The 17,589-nt window shown below is 59.6% G+C and carries 18 protein-coding genes, 1 tRNA gene and 1 riboswitch; of the genes, 8 read left to right on the top strand and 11 right to left on the bottom strand.

All coding sequences use genetic code 11. The features are described from left to right. Positions 1 to 57: 57 nt before the first annotated feature. Entirely contained in the window at positions 58 to 324 is a 267-nt protein-coding gene (locus FGF54_RS00630; RefSeq protein ID WP_003493739.1) for a DUF6460 domain-containing protein, read from the top strand. Position 325: 1 nt separating this feature from the next. Then, complete coding sequence (locus tag FGF54_RS00625) at positions 326 to 823, top strand: CAP domain-containing protein (protein ID WP_142778643.1); 498 nt, start codon at positions 326 to 328, stop codon at positions 821 to 823. A gap of 190 nt (positions 824 to 1,013) precedes the next feature. Here FGF54_RS00625 and FGF54_RS00620 read toward each other — a convergent pair whose 3' ends face one another. Then, a complete protein-coding gene (locus FGF54_RS00620; protein WP_142778642.1) occupies positions 1,014 to 2,105 on the bottom strand; it encodes a quinone-dependent dihydroorotate dehydrogenase in 1,092 nt (363 codons plus the stop codon). Continuing rightward, entirely contained in the window at positions 2,105 to 2,458 is a 354-nt protein-coding gene (locus FGF54_RS00615) for a DUF952 domain-containing protein (protein ID WP_142778641.1), read from the bottom strand. Before FGF54_RS00615 ends, FGF54_RS00620 begins: the two co-directional genes overlap by 1 nt. A 243-nt stretch (positions 2,459 to 2,701) precedes the next feature. Between FGF54_RS00615 and FGF54_RS00610 the strand changes: the two genes are divergently transcribed. Together FGF54_RS00610 and FGF54_RS00605 are read left to right on the top strand one after the other, a co-directional pair. Further along, positions 2,702 to 3,352 (top strand): response regulator transcription factor, encoded by a 651-nt coding sequence (locus FGF54_RS00610; protein ID WP_035265127.1) that lies wholly within the window; start codon positions 2,702 to 2,704, stop codon positions 3,350 to 3,352. Between the two features lie 112 nt (positions 3,353 to 3,464). Further along, positions 3,465 to 4,115: a helix-turn-helix transcriptional regulator gene (locus FGF54_RS00605; protein WP_003519935.1), complete on the top strand. Its 651-nt coding sequence runs from the start codon at positions 3,465 to 3,467 to the stop codon at positions 4,113 to 4,115. 55 nt (positions 4,116 to 4,170) lie between these two features. Here FGF54_RS00605 and FGF54_RS00600 read toward each other — a convergent pair whose 3' ends face one another. Beyond that, the gene (locus FGF54_RS00600) at positions 4,171 to 4,923 is read right to left on the bottom strand and encodes a polysaccharide deacetylase family protein (RefSeq protein WP_142778640.1); all 753 of its coding nucleotides are present in this window, start codon (positions 4,921 to 4,923) and stop codon (positions 4,171 to 4,173) included. A gap of 26 nt (positions 4,924 to 4,949) precedes the next feature. Further along, complete coding sequence (gene uppY / locus FGF54_RS00595; RefSeq protein WP_142778639.1) at positions 4,950 to 6,245, bottom strand: Wzy-type polysaccharide biosynthesis protein UppY; 1,296 nt, start codon at positions 6,243 to 6,245, stop codon at positions 4,950 to 4,952. Between the two features lie 287 nt (positions 6,246 to 6,532). Between uppY and uppX the strand changes: the two genes are divergently transcribed. Further along, positions 6,533 to 7,825 (top strand): Wzx-type polysaccharide biosynthesis protein UppX, encoded by a 1,293-nt coding sequence (gene uppX / locus FGF54_RS00590; RefSeq protein ID WP_168207958.1) that lies wholly within the window; start codon positions 6,533 to 6,535, stop codon positions 7,823 to 7,825. Between the two features lie 37 nt (positions 7,826 to 7,862). Here the strand turns inward: uppX and FGF54_RS00585 are convergent, their stop codons facing one another. Further along, on the bottom strand, positions 7,863 to 8,624 hold the full coding sequence (locus FGF54_RS00585) for a transporter substrate-binding domain-containing protein (protein ID WP_035265120.1): 762 nt from the start codon (positions 8,622 to 8,624) through the stop codon (positions 7,863 to 7,865). Between the two features lie 170 nt (positions 8,625 to 8,794). On the opposite strand from FGF54_RS00585, the gene FGF54_RS00580 reads away from it, so the two are divergent. Beyond that, positions 8,795 to 10,717 (top strand): glycosyltransferase family 2 protein, encoded by a 1,923-nt coding sequence (locus FGF54_RS00580; RefSeq protein ID WP_168207957.1) that lies wholly within the window; start codon positions 8,795 to 8,797, stop codon positions 10,715 to 10,717. Positions 10,718 to 10,929: 212 nt separating this feature from the next. Here the strand turns inward: FGF54_RS00580 and FGF54_RS00575 are convergent, their stop codons facing one another. From FGF54_RS00575 to FGF54_RS00560, 4 genes are all read right to left on the bottom strand, one after another. Further along, positions 10,930 to 11,223 (bottom strand): hypothetical protein, encoded by a 294-nt coding sequence (locus tag FGF54_RS00575; protein WP_168207956.1) that lies wholly within the window; start codon positions 11,221 to 11,223, stop codon positions 10,930 to 10,932. A 52-nt stretch (positions 11,224 to 11,275) separates the two neighbouring features. Continuing rightward, a complete protein-coding gene (gene aqpZ, locus FGF54_RS00570; protein ID WP_142778636.1) occupies positions 11,276 to 12,001 on the bottom strand; it encodes an aquaporin Z in 726 nt (241 codons plus the stop codon). Positions 12,002 to 12,138: 137 nt separating this feature from the next. Beyond that, a tRNA-Gly gene (locus tag FGF54_RS00565) sits at positions 12,139 to 12,212 on the bottom strand. Positions 12,213 to 12,268: 56 nt separating this feature from the next. After that, positions 12,269 to 13,366, bottom strand: coding sequence for a 2'-deoxycytidine 5'-triphosphate deaminase (locus FGF54_RS00560; RefSeq protein WP_080818826.1), 1,098 nt, complete (start codon positions 13,364 to 13,366; stop codon positions 12,269 to 12,271). A 73-nt stretch (positions 13,367 to 13,439) separates the two neighbouring features. After that, positions 13,440 to 13,518, top strand: a riboswitch (SAM riboswitch). 43 nt (positions 13,519 to 13,561) lie between these two features. Here FGF54_RS00560 and FGF54_RS00555 point away from each other — a divergent pair. Both FGF54_RS00555 and apaG read left to right on the top strand, forming a co-directional pair. Continuing rightward, positions 13,562 to 14,746, top strand: coding sequence for an O-succinylhomoserine sulfhydrylase (locus FGF54_RS00555; RefSeq protein WP_003519978.1), 1,185 nt, complete (start codon positions 13,562 to 13,564; stop codon positions 14,744 to 14,746). Positions 14,747 to 14,979: 233 nt separating this feature from the next. After that, entirely contained in the window at positions 14,980 to 15,372 is a 393-nt protein-coding gene (gene apaG / locus FGF54_RS00550) for a Co2+/Mg2+ efflux protein ApaG (protein ID WP_107674989.1), read from the top strand. Positions 15,373 to 15,421: 49 nt separating this feature from the next. Here the strand turns inward: apaG and FGF54_RS00545 are convergent, their stop codons facing one another. Together FGF54_RS00545 and argF are read right to left on the bottom strand one after the other, a co-directional pair. Beyond that, positions 15,422 to 16,411, bottom strand: coding sequence for an Hsp33 family molecular chaperone (locus FGF54_RS00545; RefSeq protein WP_065654528.1), 990 nt, complete (start codon positions 16,409 to 16,411; stop codon positions 15,422 to 15,424). A gap of 242 nt (positions 16,412 to 16,653) precedes the next feature. Beyond that, on the bottom strand, positions 16,654 to 17,571 hold the full coding sequence (gene argF, locus FGF54_RS00540; protein ID WP_142778635.1) for an ornithine carbamoyltransferase: 918 nt from the start codon (positions 17,569 to 17,571) through the stop codon (positions 16,654 to 16,656). Positions 17,572 to 17,589: the final 18 nt, after the last annotated feature.

Raw genomic sequence — 17,589 nt, 5'->3', positions numbered from 1 at the left:
GAAACTTGCATCGAAGCGTCGTGCTTCATATGTCAGGACAAAACAGGAGACGTGCTGATGGCCGGTGAGGTCAACAAAATGCTGGGTGACACGGTGGCCCGTACCGTGGTGAAGCTGCTGGTGGTTTCATTGCTCGTCGGCTTTCTGATGGCGATCTTCGGATTGACGCCATGGAACATCATCTACGGCGCGCGCGATTTCGTGGTCGATCTCTGGCGCAGCGGTTTCCATGCGCTGGGCGCAATCGGCGACTATCTGATCCTCGGGGCAACGATCGTCATTCCGGTTTTCATCATCCTGCGCCTGCTGAGCTACCGCCGCTGACATGACACACTCCCCGTTTCAAACGCTTTCACGGCGCGGCTTCGTGCTGCTTTCCGCCGGCTCCGTTCTTTCCGCCTGCGTCTCCATGCCCACCAACAAGGGCATGCCCTCCGGCACCCGCGACGAGACGGCGGCGGCCCTTCCCATGGTCAACGATCTGCGCCGCTCCAAGGGGCTTTCGCCGCTTGCCATCAATGGCGCGGCAAGCGGTGCTGCCGCCTATCAGGCCGGCCGCATGGTCAAGGCGCAGAAGATGGCGCATCTGATCGGCCTGACCGACAGTTTCCTGATCCGCATGAAAGACGGCAATGTGCCGCTTCCGGCAGCGGAAAACGTGGCCGCCGGGCAGGACAGCGTCGAGCGGGTGGTGAAGGCCTGGATCGGCTCACAACATCACCTCGAAAACATGCTCGGGCCCTATAACGGCCTCGGCGTCGCGGTCGCCTATGACGCGGCCAGCCGCAACCGGCCCTATTGGGCGATGGTGCTCTGCGCCTGAGGTAACGCGGCGGGAACCACCATCTTCCCTCATTCCTGTGCTTGTCACAGGAATCCAGCCGACGCGCGTCTGCGCGGCGAGAGGACTCTTCTCAGCCCAAGTACTTGGGCTGGCTGGATCCCTGTGACAAGCACAGGGATGAGGAAGGAGAGCCCCTGAGGACGCGCTGCCGACCGTCTAAGCTCTGCGCTCAGCCGAGCTTGCGATCCGCCCAGCGGTCCACCGCGCTGTCGCGCAGGTCGCGAATGGACTGTACGCCCTCGCGGGCGACCAGCTTCGACAGGCCCTTGACGATGGCCGAGGGCAGGCCGGGGCCTTCATAGACCATGCAGGAATAGAGCTGTACGAGATCGGCCCCTGCCCTCACCTTTTCCAAAGCTGTCTCTGCGGATGACACACCGCCGACACCGATGATCGGCAGGTTACCGCCGACGCGGCGGCGCATCTTGGCGAGAACCGTGGTGGAAAGCTCGAAGAGCGGCTTGCCCGAGAGACCGCCTGCCTCGCCCTTGTGAGGACCGGGTCGCAGGCCTTCGCGGGAGAGCGTGGTGTTCGAAACGATCAGGCCATCGAGATCATGGGCGAGCGCCTCTTCGGCAACGTCGTCCAGCCCCTCTTCGGTCAGATCGGGCGCGATCTTGAGGAAGATCGGGATGCGTTTGCCGAAACGTTCGGCTTCCACTTTCCGGCGCTCCAGCACGGCGGCGAGAAGGGCGGCAAGGCTTTCGCGCGCCTGAAGATCGCGCAGGCCGGGCGTGTTGGGCGAGGAAATATTGACGGTGAAATAGGATGCGACCGAATAAAACGCCTCGATGCCCTGTACATAATCGGCGATGCGGTCTTCGCTATCCTTGTTGGCGCCGATATTGACACCGACGATACCGCGCAGCTTTGCCTGCTTCAGACGCTCCAGCGCAGCGGCATGGCCTTCATTGTTGAAGCCGAGGCGATTGATGACACCTTCGTCTTCGACCAGACGGAAGATACGCGGCCTGGGATTGCCGGATTGCGCCTTGGGCGTGACGGTGCCGATTTCGGTAAAGCCGAAACCGAGCCTCAGAAGCGGCCCCGGCACTTCCGCATTCTTGTCGTAACCCGCCGCCATGCCGAGCGGATTGGGGAAGACGAGGCCAGCCACCGTCTGTTGCAGACGCGGATCGTGCGGCACCATGCAGGTGGGCAGGAAACCGCTTTTCAGCGCCGCAATGGACAGGCCATGCGCCTTTTCCGGATCGACCAGAAACAGGCCCTTGCGGCCGATAGAGGAAAATAATCCGCTCATCACAAAATCTCCGGAAACTGGTGCTGGCCGTCGTGACCGAGCGAAAGCGGCGTTTCCCAAAGCACGGCGGTCAAGGGAAGAGGCGCATATAGATGCGGGAAAAGACCGCCGCCTCTGGAGGGTTCATAAACCAGCTTGTCGCCGAGGGCCGCGCCGTCGACCGCGATCAGAAGCAGATCGACCTGGCCGGAAAAATGCCGTGCGGCGGTCTCTGCCGCCTGTTTTGCCGTTGAAAAATGAATGAAGCCGTCAGTCAGGTCGATGGCCGCACCTTCGAAGACGCCCTTCGCCTTTGCCGCGCTCCATAACGTCTCCGGCACGATTTTATAGATGATCGCGGGCGTTTCCTGCATAGGGCTCTCCAAGGCTTTCCACTCAGCGGGATTTGCCGCAAAGCTCGAAGATTGTCCACAGTTTCCACGGCATTTTTATTGCGGAGAGCCTGAAAGGCCGCCTGTCCACAAGCTTTTCCTTGTAATGCGGGACCGATTGGCGCAACCTTTCGCGGAGGAGCCGGACGTGTTTCGACCACCGGCAAATGGGAGTGAGCCAGTACCAGAAAAAGAACCGCATAACGCCCTTGGGAGGGGGCCAGAATGTCGGAACTTGTCATTATCATAGCAGATGACCACCCGCTTTTTCGCGGCGCCCTGAAACAGGCCGTATCCGGCCTCGACGGGCAACAGAGCATTATTGAAGCCGGGGATTTCGAGGCCGCCCGAAGTGCAGCCGCAGCGCGCAACGACGCCGATCTCATGCTTCTCGACCTCGCCATGCCGGGGGTGAGCGGATTTTCAGGCCTGATGGCGCTCCGGGCGGAATTCTCCAGCCTGCCGATCGTCATCGTTTCGGCAACGGACGATGCGACCACCGTGCGCCGCTCCATCGAACTCGGTGCTTCCGGTTTCATTTCCAAATCCTCCGGTATCGACGATATCAGGGACGGCATCCGTGCGGTTCTGGAAGGCGACGTCTGGATACCGGCGGGTCATCAGGGCGACAAGGAACAGGATCCTGACGTGGCCGATCTCATCGGCAGGCTCAGAACGCTGACGCCGCAGCAAAGCCGGGTTCTGGGCATGCTGGCCGAAGGGCTGCTCAACAAGCAGATCGCCTATGAGCTCAATGTTTCCGAAGCCACCATCAAGGCGCATGTCTCCGCGATCCTGCTGAAGCTCAAGGTCGACAGCCGCACCCAGGCGGTGATCCAGCTCGCCAAGATAAATACATCGGCCATGGTGGCGTAGAAAAGGATTTTATTCCTTTCCTTGCTTTACTCCTGACCGGATATGGTCTAGATTCCGGTCAGTAAACGACAGGAGCTTTTCCGCTATCGGCTCCACTTGCGGGCTTTCTATCATGCTGTCACACGAGACGATCTGGAGCGCCATCGATACGCTTGCCGAACGCCACCAGCTAACGCCTTCGGCATTGGCGAAGCGCGCCGGCCTCGATCCCACCTCGTTCAATAAATCGAAACGTTTCGGGCCGGATGGCCGCAAACGCTGGCCTTCGACGGAATCCGTCTCCAAGGTGCTGGAGGCGACGGGGGCAAGCGTCGACCAGTTTTTCGGTTATGCTTTCGGCAGGGCGCAGACCATGCAGCCTTCCGGCGCCGACAACGCCATTCCCCTGCTCGGTTTCGCGCAGGCGGGCTCCGGCGGCTTTTTCGACGATGGCGGTTTCCCGGCGGGTCAGGGCTGGGATGTGGTGGAATTCCCCTCCTCTCCCGAGCGCAGGCAGGGCGTCTATGCGCTGGAGGTGCAGGGCGAGAGCATGATGCCGCTCTACCGCGACGGCGACATCCTCATCGTGGAGCCCGGCGCACAGGTGCGGCGCGGCGACCGCGTGGTGCTGAAAAGCCGCGACGGCGAAGTGATGGCCAAGGTGCTGGCGCGGCAAAGCCCAAAAAACATCGAGCTTCTTTCGCTCAACCCGGAACATCCGAACCGCAGCTTCGACATGGCCGATGTGGAATGGATCGCCCGCATCATCTGGGCCAGCCAATAACCCGCAACTGCGTTTTCCGCGGTATCGACCGGGCAGGCGCGCTGAGAATATTCCTTTAAAGACCGAGTGCCCTTGCGGCGGCATCGACCGTCATGATCTTCGCACCGCCCGACACCGCCCTGCGGACGAGACCCTGAAATCTGCCTTCCGGGCAACCGTAAAAGCTCGGCGTCTGCGAAACATCATGGGTGAAGATGATGAGCCAGCCGCCTTTTTGCAGAACATCCTCCAGCCAGCCATCGGCGGCGTCGAGGTAGTTTTGATCCGAACGCAACTCGACTGCGGCAAGATTATGCGGATCGACACTGCCCCGGTTGATCCCCGGCATGATGCCGCGCGCCGTCCTGAACCGGCGTCGCAGCAGCGGCTGCATGACCGGTGAAGCCATGCCGAAAGGAACGGAGAAATTGCGCCCGTGGCGGCTTCCATCGAACGAGCCGAGCACGCGGTCATTGCGATCGAGATCCTCCTCCAGCCCCCGTCGGGAAAAGCTCGAGAGTTTGCGATGGGAAAAGGTGTGGCAGGCGAGCTCATGGCCGGCCGCCGCCAGTTCCGAGCAGCCTTTCGCGGAAATCATCTGCTGCTGTTCATCGTATTGGTCGATAAACACGCCGGCGATGTAAAACGTGCCGCAAACGCCCTCGTTTTCCAGAATGCGCGCACCCGCCGTCCAGGCGCTTGCCGGCACATCGTCGAATGTGAAGGACACGATCGGTTCGGACGTTTCGATCCGCACCGCCGGTCCCGGGAAATAGCGCACCAGCCGGTTATTGATCCGGTCGGTAAAAGTCCCGATTTTTTGCGTCATACAAAGCCCCCCGGCCTGTCTGCAAATTACTGTCCCTCTTCGAGTATGTCGTAAGCCTGATGCCTCAAACAATAGATTGCGATTAGAAGAGAAGACCAGATAGGCCCGGTTCCGGTAAAGAAATTGCTCTCTAAACACGAAGAAAGTAACGCATACACCCAAATTCTGGCAAAAAGTCGGGTAAGTGCCGGGTCCGTGCCCTTGTCCACCGCCGTGCGGAAATCGTTCGCGGGTATGATGACCAGCCAGATGACGGTGAGAATGAAGGCCGGCAGGCCGCCGTTCAGCAGACTTTCGATATAGCCATTATGGGCATGGAAGGCCGTGACCGCCCAGGTGCCGGCAATATCGGCCTGTGACAGAAGCCGGTCGCTCGTCCAGAATGCCTGGAACCCCTGCCCGAAGATCGGCGACTGCGCGAAAGTGTCGAAGGATAGCCGCCATATGTCCGTCCGCCCGGTGAAGGTGGAATCGATGCCCAGGCCTTCGACAAAATTCTGTATACTTGGAAAATAGGTGGAGCCGACCGCGGATATGTTGATGAAGGCCAGAAGGCCGCCGATCATCAACAAAGTACGGTTGGCATGCCTTTCCATGATCCAGATCAGCGCCACCGTGACGGGCAGCAGCATGGCCGCGGTTTTTCCGTTGGTCTTCCAGAGGAAGAACCCTGCCAGCAGCGTGATGGCGATGCCGCCCAGCGTCGACCAGGCGTTGCGCAGGTAAAGCCCGATCATGAAGAGAATGATCATGGCCGGCGCGGCGGCGTTCTTGTGATTGAAGATACCGCGCCAGTCACCTGCCAGCGCTTTTTCATCGAGATCATAGGGCTGATGGATCGAGCGCGAGCTGAGGAAGATCACCCCCAGATAACACAGCGCCAAGAGAATGATGGCGAAGATGGCCATCATCCGGTCGAACTGCCGCCGGTCGCGCGGCATGACGACAAGGACGCTGGTTATGAAGCACAGAAGCGCCGTGAAGATCAGACGTTGCAGCGACGTGCCGGGCTGGGTTCCAACCACCGAGCATATCGCCAGCCAGAAGAACAGCAGCAGAATGGGCAGCCGAGGCCGCAGCAGAAGCCCCGTCAGCCGGTGGCGCAGTGCAAAAACGCCGAGGATCAATGCGATCACGAGGCCGGTCAGCTGGTTTGCGGCGGCGTGCGGCACCGGCGGTGCTGCGAGATTTTCGAAAGGCGCGACGGAAATCCAGATATAGAGCATGGTGGCGACGAAAAAAAACGCGTCGCGCCGGCTGCCGGCAAGGGAAATGGCGCTGCCTTGCGCAGAGACGGGCTGCGTATCAGCCAAACGCGGCATGGTCGCCTGCATCGAAAATGGATAGTCGGATCATTGGCCTGCCTTGTGACGAACAACGAAACCCTTCTGAAACAGGGCCATGTCCAAATAACCATAAACAGTCATTATCATCATTATTATGCAATTGCTTTAACCCTCTCTTACCTCAAGAGGGATAAGACAGGATAAACTGCCATTCATTCGGGTCGCGGACTTTCACTTTATTGGCCGGTTGCGGCTTTTTCAGTTCGCCAGATTTTAAAAAGCAGCGCAGTCATTTTTGAATTCGCCCGGCAATGCCGGAAAACATGGAGAATGAGGTGTCGTTCAATACGCCGCGGCTCGGCCATCTAGTCAGACTGGGATTGACCTACATGGCATCCGGCGGAGCGCTCCTCATGTCCAGCGCCGCCCAGCTTCTGACCTTCGCGCTGCTTGCCCGCCATCTCGGTGTCGAACAATTCGCGCTTTACGCCTCCATCACGGCCGTCACCAATCTCGGCGTCCAGATCTGCGGCATCGGTTCGCAGGAATCGCTGATCCGCCGTGTCGCGCAGGATCGCAGCATGTTTCCCGTCATGCTCGGCCACAGCTATCTTTTAAGCGCCGCGACAGGCGTGGTGCTGACCATCATCGGCATGGTGACGATCCCGGTATTTTTCCCGACCTCGGAAACATTGCTGCACACGCTGATCACCACCTTCCTGATCCTGTTCACGAACCTCGTCCTCCTGAAAGTCATCTCGCTTTCCACGCAGAGCTTCATCGCCCATTCCGACTTCGCCTCCGCCAACAAGCTGGAAGTGATGTTTGCCGTCGCCCGCACCATTGCCGCGGTGGTCGCCTGCCTCATCTTCAAGGTGGAAACGGTGGAGGCCTGGGCGCTGTGGAACCTTGCGGCCCACACCATTGCGGCCATGATCTCGGTCAAGGCGATAGCAAGACTCGGCAGCCCGGTATTCCGCATCGTGCGTGAGGAAATCCGCATCGGCGTCCTGTTTTCCACCCAGTTCCTGTTCAAGGCCGTGCGCGGCAATGCCGATATTCTCGTTCTCGGCGCCATCGCCAGCGCCGAGGTGCTGGGCAGCTATTCCATCGCCCGGCGCATTCTCGACAGTTCCTATCTCTCCGTCGAGGCCCTCAACCGGCTGATCTATCCGGGTTCGGCTTCCGCCGCCCTGCAGGGCATCAGCAAGACCATAGAACGCGCCTATAACGTGCTGAAGGCCGCACTTTTCATCGCGACCGGCAGTGCGCTCGTCATTTTCATCATCGCGCCCTTCCTGCCGCTTTTGTTCGGCGATGAATATGTTTCGCTGCCCATCATCACCCGCGTGCTTTGCTGGGCGGTTCTGCCCATGGCCGTTGCCGCCACCGCACTCGAGGCGCTCGGCGCATCCGGACGGCAGGATATTCGCGCGAAGATCTGGAACAGCGGCAACCTCATCGGCTCCGTCATCGTCGCTTTCTTCACCTGGTCATTCAGCATTTCGGGAACGATCGGCAGCTATTTCATGGTGGAAACCGCCATCGCCGCCGCCGTATGGATCGCGCTGCTGCGCCTGCGCCGCAATGAAGAGGTTTTCGCGCCAGCAAAATAGGAGCTGGCGCAGGAACCGATCCGGTGGCCGGCTCTCCCTAATAGAGCCCATAAGGGAAATAACGCCGGTAGATTTCTTCCAGCCGGCCGTTGCGGGAAAGGGCCGCCAGCGCCTGATCGAAAGCCGGAACAAGCACGTTGTCGGGATCGACGGTCATGATCGACAGGCCTTCACCGAGAAACCTGTCGGACATATAGGGACCGCCGAAGAGTGCGCAGCAGCCTTCGGAAGCGCTTCCCGAAACCCAGAAAGGCAGTCGCAGACCATCGGCGAAGATGGCATCCACCTTGCCTTTCTTCAGCGCGTCATACATCGGCTCGTAGCCATCGAAGCCCTCGGCCGCGGCCTTTGGAAAGAACGCCTTCAGCATCTGTTCGTGCCGCGAGCCGGCAACCACACCCACCTTCTTTCCCGACAGCGCATCGGCACCGGAGCCGGTGAATTTCGCCGCCTTGTTCACCGCAAGACGGGCGGGCATCAGGAGATAGGGCCGCGAGAAGGTAAAACTCTTGCGCAGGTCGGCAGTGGTGGCGAGACCGGAAATCACCGCTTCGCCCTCGCCCATTTCCAGAGCAGCCTCCAGCTCGTCAAACGGCAGCGCCTGCACCTGGCATTTGCTTTCGACCTTCAGCTGGGCGCAGATTTCACGCACCAGATCGACATGGAAACCCGCAAGCCGGCCTTCCTGATCGGTAAAATTGAAGGGCGGGAAATCGACCGACATCAGAAATCTGATGCGGGGAACGGAAGAAAGATCGCCGCCTGGAAACCGCTCCTGCGCATCGAACAGCACCGGCATCCGGTTCCCGTCCGACAGGCCCTCCGCACATACATCGCTAAAAAAACCAGTAAATTGTAAAGCAAAAGCTAAAGTAAATCCGAGACTTATATTCCGCGTTACATTCGTCATTCTCATCTATACTATCCGTGACAGGAAGTGGGGCGTTACCATGACGGCGGCGGCGATGCATGGATTATTTTAGGCAATATACACGAGATTCGTTTTGCACGACGCCGGCGACACGAAAAATTGCATTTTCCCATCTCAATGAAAATCCACTCTCAACCGCTTCCGAACAGGACCAAGCCCGCTTTCTCTCTTCGCTGGGATTTGGCAGGCCCTATATCGAGGCATTCGAACAGCAGGCTCTGGAAAATGGCTCGACTTTGGAGGACGAATTGCTGGCAAGCGGCCTCGTCACGACGGATGCCTATTTCGGTGCCTTCGCCAGATTCCTGCGGTTGCCGTTTCTCCCGGAAATCGATCCGGATCGTGTGACAGACTTAAATAAGCTGGACACTCAGCTCTCCGAACCAAGATTCCTGCGGCTGACACCGCTGAACGGCACGTCAACGCTGCTGATCGTGCCGGAACTGGCGCGAATGGCGTCGCTGAAAAACATGCTGGATCAGCGTCCGCGTCTTCTCGACGACTTTGCCGTGACAACCCCGCAGGCCATGCGCAGCGCAATCTGGAAAGCGGGCGAGGCCCGCCGCTCGGCGGAAACCCAGCAGCGGCTTTTCAACACGGCGCCGCACCATTCCGCCAGGATCACGCTGCACGGCCAGCAGGGTTTTTGCAGCGGCGTTCTCCTTACCCTGCTCATTCTGTCGCTGCTGTTTTACACGGATGCGGCATTTACGTATCTGCATGTCACCCTGACGATGCTTTACCTTTTGACCCTGCTTTTCAGGCTGTTCGCGCTCGTCCATCTACCCTTGGAAAAGGACGCCATCTTGCCTCTTCGGCAAGAAAACGAATTGCCTGTCTATACCGTTCTGGTGGCGCTTTACCGGGAGGAGGCCGTCGTCGAGCAGCTCATCGGCGCATTGGAACGTCTGGACTGGCCCAAATCCCGGCTGGACATCAAGCTTGTCTGCGAGGCGGACGACGGCGCGACGATCGAGGCGATCCAGCGGATGAATCCCGGCCCGCATATGGAGGTCGTCAGGGTGCCGCCTTCCCTGCCGCGCACCAAACCCAAAGCCCTCACTTACGCGCTTTCCGGCGCGCGTGGCGCATTCGTTGTGGTCTATGATGCCGAAGACCGGCCCCATCCGCAGCAATTGCGCGAAGCCTATGCCACCTTCCGCAACGAGCCGGACGAGGTGGCCTGCCTGCAGGCGCCGCTTATCATCAGCAATGCCTCTTCTTCCTGGCTCAGCGCCTGTTTCGCACTGGAATATTCCGGTCTCTTCCGCTGCATGTTACCTGCCCTTGCCGCACACGGCTTGCCGCTGCCGCTTGGCGGTACCTCAAATCATTTCCGGACCGCCGTGCTGCGGAACGCCGGCGCCTGGGACCCCTATAATGTAACTGAGGATGCCGATCTTGGCCTCCGGCTGCATCGGCTGGGTTATCGTTGCGGCGTTATCCGGCGACAGACGCTGGAGGATGCGCCGACCTCGCTATCCGTGTGGCTGAACCAGCGAACACGCTGGTATAAGGGCTGGCTGCAAAGCTGGCTGGTGATGACCCGTGCGCCCTTTGCGACCGCGCACGACATGGGATGGTTTGCCTATGTGGTCTTTCAACTGCTGATCGGCGGCATGCTTCTGTCGTCGCTGGCGCACCCCCTGCTCTTCGTTTCGCTCGCATTCATGACCATCGCCCTCCGGGAAAATGGCGCGAACCTGCTACTCACCTGGCAGGGTCTTCTGTTTTTTATCGATGTGCTGAATATCGTCGGAAGCTACACGATCTTCGTGCTGATGGGCCGCAGCAGAATGATCGCCTATGAAAGAAGGCATGTCGGAAGGCGGTGGCTGGCGATGCCCGCATATTGGCTGATGCTGTCCATCGCGGCCTGGCGGGCCGTGGTGGAACTCAAAACCAAACCCTTCGCATGGAACAAGACGCCACACGCGCCGGTCGCCAAAAATACCTCATGATCCGGCATCTTCGGCAGAGCCAAAACGGTCCTGATACTTCTTTCGACCAGCCGCGGCAGCGGCTCATGGCTTCAGTCACATTGCTGCTACCGGCAAAGCCGCTTCAGGCCTTACGTTACCGCCGTCATCGATAACAGGAGCCAGTGCCTTGCCGAACGAAGCTCTTCCTTCGGCAAGGTCCGTCATTTCATCCTGAAGGCGACCGAACCGCTCTACTTGGTAACGAGCTTGTTCTTGATCAGGCCGACGATGATCTGCACGATCAGACCGCCGACACCGCCGCCAACAAGCTGGCCGGCGAGAGCGCCGATATCCCCGCCGCCGGCTGCCGCGTCTCCCGCCGCGCCGAGCAGCGAACCGAGCACGGTTCCGCCGCCGAGACCGCCGATGGCGCCGGCGATCAGATTGCCGAGCGAACCAAGATCGGAGTCCTTCACTATCTTTCCGCCTGCCGTGCCGCCTACCGCACCGCCGACGATCTGGGCCAATATCGAAGCAAGATCCATGTCATCCTCCTCAGTCGTTTCCCCGACCATTCGAGGAAACAAAGCCGCTTATTCATGTCTGCGCAGGTTGAACCGAACCGGCATGGCCGGCCTTCTCTTCCTCGCCGAAGATTTTCCAGATCACGGCCCCGATGGCGCCGCCGAGGATCGGAGCGAGCCAGAACAGCCAAAGCTGCTGCAGCGCCCATCCGCCAACGAACAATGCCTGTCCCGTGGAGCGGGCCGGATTGACGGATGTGTTGGTGACCGGAATGGAAATCAGATGAATAAGGGTAAGGGCAAGACCGATGGCGATCGGCGCGAAGCCGGCAGGAACCCTGCCGTGCGTTGAGCCCAGAATGACGATCAGGAAAAACGCCGTCAGGATGACTTCGATCAGCAGCGCCGATACGAGAGAATATCCGCCCGGCGAATGTTCACCATAACCATTGGCGGCAAAACCGCCGATTTCAGCCCCCGCCTTGCCGGTGAGGATGACATAAAGCGCCGCAGCCGCGACGATCGCCCCCAGAACCTGCGCCACTATGTAAGGCACGAGGTTCGCCGTCGGGAACTTACCGGCAACGGTGAGGCCGACTGAAACGGCCGGATTGAAATGACCGCCCGAAATGCCGCCAACCGCATAGGCCATGGTCAGAACCGTCAGACCAAAAGCGAAAGCGACACCAAGGAGGCCAATGCCGAGTTCAGGAAAAGCGGCGGCAAAAACCGCACTGCCGCATCCTCCGAACACGAGCCAAAAGGTTCCCAGAAATTCCGAAAGAAGTTTGCGACTCATAACACTTCCCCCATGTTACGACCGCATCAACTATTACGTGCAATTTAATCGTAGTCAAGCTAAATTGCATATTCGCGTGGCTACCGACACAATGGTGGCTAAACGCAGCACAGGAAGAGTGTCAGATGTCTGGAAAATGGAGCGGGTGAAGGGAATCGAACCCTCGTATTCAGCTTGGGAAGCTGCTGCTCTACCATTGAGCTACACCCGCGCCGCGCATAAGACATCGGATAGTTCGCAGCGGGTGTCAAGCACCCGCCGGGGTCGTTATTCGGCGCGAAAATGCTTGGAGAGCTTCAGCCCCTGCGCCTGATAATTGGAGCCGAGGCCGGTGCCATAGAGGCCTTCCGGTTTCTGCAACATGTGCTCGTAAACCAGCCGGCCGACGATCTGGCCGTGTTCGAGGATGAAGGGAACCTCGTGGCTGCGGACTTCGAGCACGGCGCGGCTGCCTGTGCCGCCGGCCTGCGCATGGCCGAAGCCGGGATCGAAGAAGCCGGCGTAGTGTACGCGGAATTCGCCCACCAGGGGGTCGAAGGGTGTCATTTCCGCCGCATAGAGCGGCGGAACGTGGACTGCTTCGCGCGAGACGAGAATATAGAATTCATCCGGGTCGAGGATCAGTTCGGCGCGGCCGCGGGCGTAGAGCGGCTCCCAGAAATCGAGAACGTCGTGCTGGGCCTTCTTGTCGACATCCACCACCGCCGTGTGATGTTTGCCGCGATAACCGATCAGTCCGTTTTCACCGAAACCCTTGAGGTCGATCGAGAGTGCGATGCCGCCGCCGGTCACGTTGGGCGTGTCGCTGGCAACCAGCGTTTCCGTCTCGTGCAGCTTCAGCAGTTCACTTTCGTTGAGCAGCGAATGGCCGATGCGGAAGCGGATCTGCGACAGGCGCGAGCCGCGTCGCACCACGATTGGGAAGGTGCGCGGGCTGATTTCCAGATAAAGCGGGCCGGCATAACCGGCCGGTATTTTGTCGAATTCCTGCGCGCTGTCAGTCATGACGCGGGTGAAGATATCGAGACGGCCGGTCGAGCTTTTCGGATTGGCCGAGGCCGACATGTCCGCCGGCAGCGCAAGGCTTTCCATCAAGGGAACGATATAGACACAACCGGTTTCCAGCACCGCGCCCTGGGTAAGGTCGATCTCGTGCAGGCTGAGACGATTGAGCTTGTCGATGACGCGGTTTCCCGGGCCGGGCATGAAACTGGCGCGCACGCGATAGGCCTTCGAGCCGAGCCTGAGATCGAGGCTGGCGGGCTGCACCTGATCAGCATCGAGATCGGCCTCGCTCTTCAGCTTGCCGCCGGCAAACAGCGCCTTGATTGCGCCATCCGCCAAAATGCCCGTGGTTCTCGTCATGGTCATCATTCCTTTTTACGGCGACAAAACCAAAAGGAAAGCATTGACGCAAGCCGGTAACGGCAGTATGGCAAGCTTATCCCGTGGTGATTTGGCCGGTCGGCTTGCAGCCACGTTAAACAAGTGGCTAAAAAGACCGGGTGCTAGGAACCGGTCTGCTTTTGCGGCCGGTTTTTTTGTTTTGAAGGTGATCACATGAGCAATAAATGGCGCCCGGCAACCCAGCTCGTTCACGGCGGTACGCTACGCTCCCCTTACGGTGAAACGTCGGAAGCGATCTATCTGACCCAGGGTTTCGTCTATGAAAACTCCGAAGCCGCCGAAGCGCGCTTCAAGGGTGAAACGGATGGGTTCATCTACGCCCGCTATGCGAGCCCGACCAACGACATGTTCGAAAAGCGCATGTGCCTGCTGGAAGGCGCTGAAGACGCCCGCGCACTTGCCTCCGGCATGGCCGCCGTCACCGCCGCCATCATGTGCCAGCTGCGCGCCGGCGACCATATCGTTGCGGCCCGCGCCCTCTTCGGCTCCTGCCGCTGGGTGGTCGAAACGCTCGCGCCGAAATACGGCATCGAATGCACGTTGATCGACGGTCGCGATCTCGGAAACTGGGAAAAGGCGATCCAGCCGAACACCAGGCTGTTCTTCCTCGAAAGCCCGACCAATCCGACGCTTGAAATCATCGATATTGCCGGCGTCGCAAAGCTCGCCAACCAGATCGGTGCGAAGGTGGTGGTCGACAACGTCTTCGCCACACCGCTTTTCCAGAAGCCGCTCGAACTCGGCGCGCATATCGTCGTCTATTCGGCCACCAAACATATTGACGGCCAGGGCCGCTGCCTTGGCGGCGTGATCCTTTCCGACAAGAAGTGGATCGAGGAAGAGCTGCAGGATTATTTCCGCCATACCGGCCCGGCCATGTCGCCTTTCAATGCCTGGACGCTTCTGAAAGGCATCGAGACCCTGCCGCTGCGCGTCAAACAGCAGACGGCCAATGCCGGCAAAATCGCCGATTTTCTCGCCGATAGCGGCAAGGTCGCCAAGGTCATTTATCCCGGCCGCGCCGATCACCCGCAGGCCGATATCATCGCCCGGCAGATGTCCGGCGGCTCGACGCTTGTGGCGTTCGAACTGAAGGGCGGCAAGGAAGCAGCCTTCAAGCTGCAGAACGCGCTGGAAATAGTGAAGATTTCAAACAATCTCGGCGACGCCAAGAGCCTCATCACCCATCCCGGCACGACGACGCACAAGAACCTCACCGACGAGGCGCGTGCCGAACTCGGCATTTCCGGCGGCACCCTGCGCCTTTCCTGCGGCATCGAGGATACCGACGATCTGCTGGAGGATCTGGCGAAGGGTCTGGCGGCCGTTTCGGCCTGAAAATTCAATCTGCAAATCGCCATGGCCTGACCGCGTGTCGGGCCATGGTTCGCCTGCACGGTCTAAAAAGACCGCATCAGGCAACCAATATTTACCTTTACCGTTATCCCTAACGGTGGAAAACAGCGCAACAGGAGACGCCTCCTGCCCGTCAAGTCATTCATTTTCTTGACGATAGCCAGAGCCTATAGTGTAGGATGCGGCGGCAGGCATAATATCGAGGTGTGGCGCGTATGTATCGTGCTCTGACAAGGGATATCGAGGTAACGGTCGATCCGTATTATCTCGAGGAACAATCCGACCCGGATGACGATCGTTACGTCTGGGGCTACAAAGTCGTGATCGCGAACAATTCCAATATTCCGGTTACCCTCGTCAATCGCTATTGGCACATCACCGATCAGAACGGGCAGGTGGATGAGGTCTATGGGCCGGGCGTCGTGGGTGAGAAGCCGCATCTCAAACCGGGCGACAGCTACGAATATTCTTCCGGCTGCCCGCTGGACACACCTTCCGGCCTGATGTTCGGCCATTATGAAATGGAAACGGAAAATGGCGAGGTGTTCAACGTCACCATACCCGCCTTTTCGCTGGATTCACCCGGCCTGATGCGGGTCCTGAACTGACATTCACCCGGCAATGAAAAAGCCGCGCCCTTCAGGACGCGGCTTTCATTCAGGCATTCTCAAATTCGCTGACATCGTAGCGATAGGTCGTGGAGCAGAACTCGCAGGTCACGGCAATGGCGCCGTCTTCTTCGCTCGCCTCGATCTCCTCCGCGGTGAAGCCGGACAACACGCCCTTGATCTTGTCGCGCGAGCAGCTGCAACGGTCGAAAACCGCCTGCGGATCATAGATGCGCACACCGCTCTCGTGGAAAAGCCGGAAGAGAAGACGTTCCACCGGCACCTGCGGATCGGTCAGCTCGTCGGTATCCACCGTGTTCAGCAGCGTTACCGCTTCGGTCCAGGCATCGTCTTCCTGCACCTCGTGACCGCCCTCATCGCCATCGCCGCCATGCAGGTCGCGCATACGCAGCCGCTCAGGCGCCTGCGGCAGGAACTGCGCGATAACGCCGCCCGCACGCCAGCCATGACGCGGCTTGCCTTCGCCATCACGGTCGAAGAATTCGGCAACGCCCAGCCGCACGCGGGTGGGAAGCTGTTCCGACTGACGGAAATAAACCCCGGCAATGTCTTCCAGCGAGGAGCCATCGAGCGGCACGATACCCTGATAAGGCTGCATGCCCGCACCCTGATCGATCGTGAAGGCCAGAATGCCGTTGCCGAGCAATTGCTCCGGCGACGTCGCCCCGGCCGCAATCGCCTCCGCCAGCCGCTCCTCATCGAAACGGGCATAAGCGCGCATGCTTTCCGGCGCGGTGAAATCCGCAACCAGCAGGTCGACCGGGCCGTCACCCTTGGTCTGGACGGTCAGCTTGCCGGAAAACTTGAGCGACGTGCCGATCAGCGCCGTCAGAACGGTCGCTTCCGCCAGCAGGCGGGCGACCGCCGGGGGATAGTCATGCCGCTCGAGGATGGCATTCAGCAGCGGACCCACCTGCACGGCGCGGCCGCGCACATCCAGACCTTCGACCTGAAAGGGCACAACCTTGTCGTCGCCAGCAAAATCGAGATCGTCCAGTTCAACCGTTACATCTGCCATGTCATACTCCCTGGCGCAGCCGTGGCGCCGCTACCGTCCAAAAGTCCGGCTTTTAAAATGTGCTTTTTTCGCTTGTCGCACAGAGACCCGGGAAGAGAAACCGCTTCCGGGGAAAAACGTGCAAATCGTGATGATGGCCCGCCAGCAAAACCGACGAGCCTCTTCGAAGTCCCACAGATGGTAATCTATGCGGTCAAGTTCAAGCACCCGGCGTGACGCGTGTCAGGCCGGGCGATTGCTCATCAGATGACGCCCATGCACCATGCGATGATGGACTTCTGCGCGTGGAGGCGGTTTTCGGCCTCGTCGAAGACGACGGATTGTGGACCGTCGATCACGGCATCCGTCACTTCCTCACCGCGATGCGCCGGCAGGCAATGCATGAACAGCGCGTCTTTTTCCGCCCTGGCCATCAGGGCTTCATTCACCTGATAGGGCTGGAAGATGTTGTGGCCGCGCGCCTTGTGTTCCTGGTTCATGGACACCCAGGTATCGGTGACGACACAATCAGCACCCGCAACGGCCTTGTCGGCGTCGTGGCACAGCATGATCTCGCCGCCATTGTTGCGCGCCCAGTTCAGGAACTTGTCATGCGGTTCGGAACCCATCGGCACGGCCATCGTCATGCGGTAACCGAAGCGCGCCGAGCCTTCGACGAAGGAATGCAGGACGTTATTGCCGTCACCCGTCCAGGCAATGGTCTTGCCTTTGACCGGGCCGCGATGTTCCTCGAAGGTCATGATATCCGCCATGATCTGGCAGGGATGCGTGTCATCCGTCAGGGCGTTGATGACCGGCACGGTCGCGTGTTCGGCAAGCTCCAGCAGGCGCGAATGATCCGTCGTGCGGATCATGATGGCGTCGACGTAACGCGACAGCACCTTGGCCGTATCGCCGATCGTTTCGGCGCGGCCGAGCTGCATTTCCGTACCGGAGAGGAAAAGCGTCTCGCCACCGAGCTGGCGCATGCCGACATCGAAGGAGACGCGGGTGCGGGTGGAAGGCTTTTCGAAGATCATAGCCAGCATCTTGCCGGCAAGCGGCTTTTCCGCCGTTCCGGCCTTGGTGGCGGCCTTGCGTGCGCGGGCATCGTCGAGAATTGCCCGCAGGTCCTGCGAGCTGACGGCCGACAGGTCGAGAAAATGTTTAGGTGAAGCCATTTCAAACTGTCCCATGCT

This window comes from Agrobacterium sp. T29 (assembly GCF_006970545.1).
In the GTDB taxonomy this organism is placed as follows: Bacteria; Pseudomonadota; Alphaproteobacteria; order Rhizobiales; family Rhizobiaceae; genus Agrobacterium; species Agrobacterium leguminum.
The sequence above is the reverse complement of the archived record's forward strand: the minus strand, read 5'-3'. Positions and strand labels throughout refer to the sequence as shown.

Coding starts and splice junctions, on each gene's coding strand:
- FGF54_RS00615 (WP_142778641.1), bottom strand. CDS start 2,458: ATGCAGGAAACGCCCGCGATCATCTATAAAATCGTGCCGGAGACGTTA.
- FGF54_RS00560 (WP_080818826.1), bottom strand. CDS start 13,366: ATGACGAGAACCACGGGCATTTTGGCGGATGGCGCAATCAAGGCGCTG.
- FGF54_RS00585 (WP_035265120.1), bottom strand. CDS start 8,624: ATGCCGGTGCTGTTCGATGCGCAGGAGCGGTTTCCAGGCGGCGATCTT.
- FGF54_RS00545 (WP_065654528.1), bottom strand. CDS start 16,411: ATGGCAGATGTAACGGTTGAACTGGACGATCTCGATTTTGCTGGCGAC.
- apaG (WP_107674989.1), top strand. CDS start 14,980: ATGTATCGTGCTCTGACAAGGGATATCGAGGTAACGGTCGATCCGTAT.
- FGF54_RS00620 (WP_142778642.1), bottom strand. CDS start 2,105: ATGAGCGGATTATTTTCCTCTATCGGCCGCAAGGGCCTGTTTCTGGTC.
- aqpZ (WP_142778636.1), bottom strand. CDS start 12,001: ATGAGTCGCAAACTTCTTTCGGAATTTCTGGGAACCTTTTGGCTCGTG.
- FGF54_RS00630 (WP_003493739.1), top strand. CDS start 58: ATGGCCGGTGAGGTCAACAAAATGCTGGGTGACACGGTGGCCCGTACC.
- FGF54_RS00600 (WP_142778640.1), bottom strand. CDS start 4,923: ATGACGCAAAAAATCGGGACTTTTACCGACCGGATCAATAACCGGCTG.
- FGF54_RS00580 (WP_168207957.1), top strand. CDS start 8,795: ATGGATTATTTTAGGCAATATACACGAGATTCGTTTTGCACGACGCCG.
- FGF54_RS00625 (WP_142778643.1), top strand. CDS start 326: ATGACACACTCCCCGTTTCAAACGCTTTCACGGCGCGGCTTCGTGCTG.
- FGF54_RS00575 (WP_168207956.1), bottom strand. CDS start 11,223: ATGGATCTTGCTTCGATATTGGCCCAGATCGTCGGCGGTGCGGTAGGC.
- uppY (WP_142778639.1), bottom strand. CDS start 6,245: ATGCCGCGTTTGGCTGATACGCAGCCCGTCTCTGCGCAAGGCAGCGCC.
- uppX (WP_168207958.1), top strand. CDS start 6,533: ATGGAGAATGAGGTGTCGTTCAATACGCCGCGGCTCGGCCATCTAGTC.
- FGF54_RS00555 (WP_003519978.1), top strand. CDS start 13,562: ATGAGCAATAAATGGCGCCCGGCAACCCAGCTCGTTCACGGCGGTACG.
- FGF54_RS00610 (WP_035265127.1), top strand. CDS start 2,702: ATGTCGGAACTTGTCATTATCATAGCAGATGACCACCCGCTTTTTCGC.
- argF (WP_142778635.1), bottom strand. CDS start 17,571: ATGGCTTCACCTAAACATTTTCTCGACCTGTCGGCCGTCAGCTCGCAG.
- FGF54_RS00605 (WP_003519935.1), top strand. CDS start 3,465: ATGCTGTCACACGAGACGATCTGGAGCGCCATCGATACGCTTGCCGAA.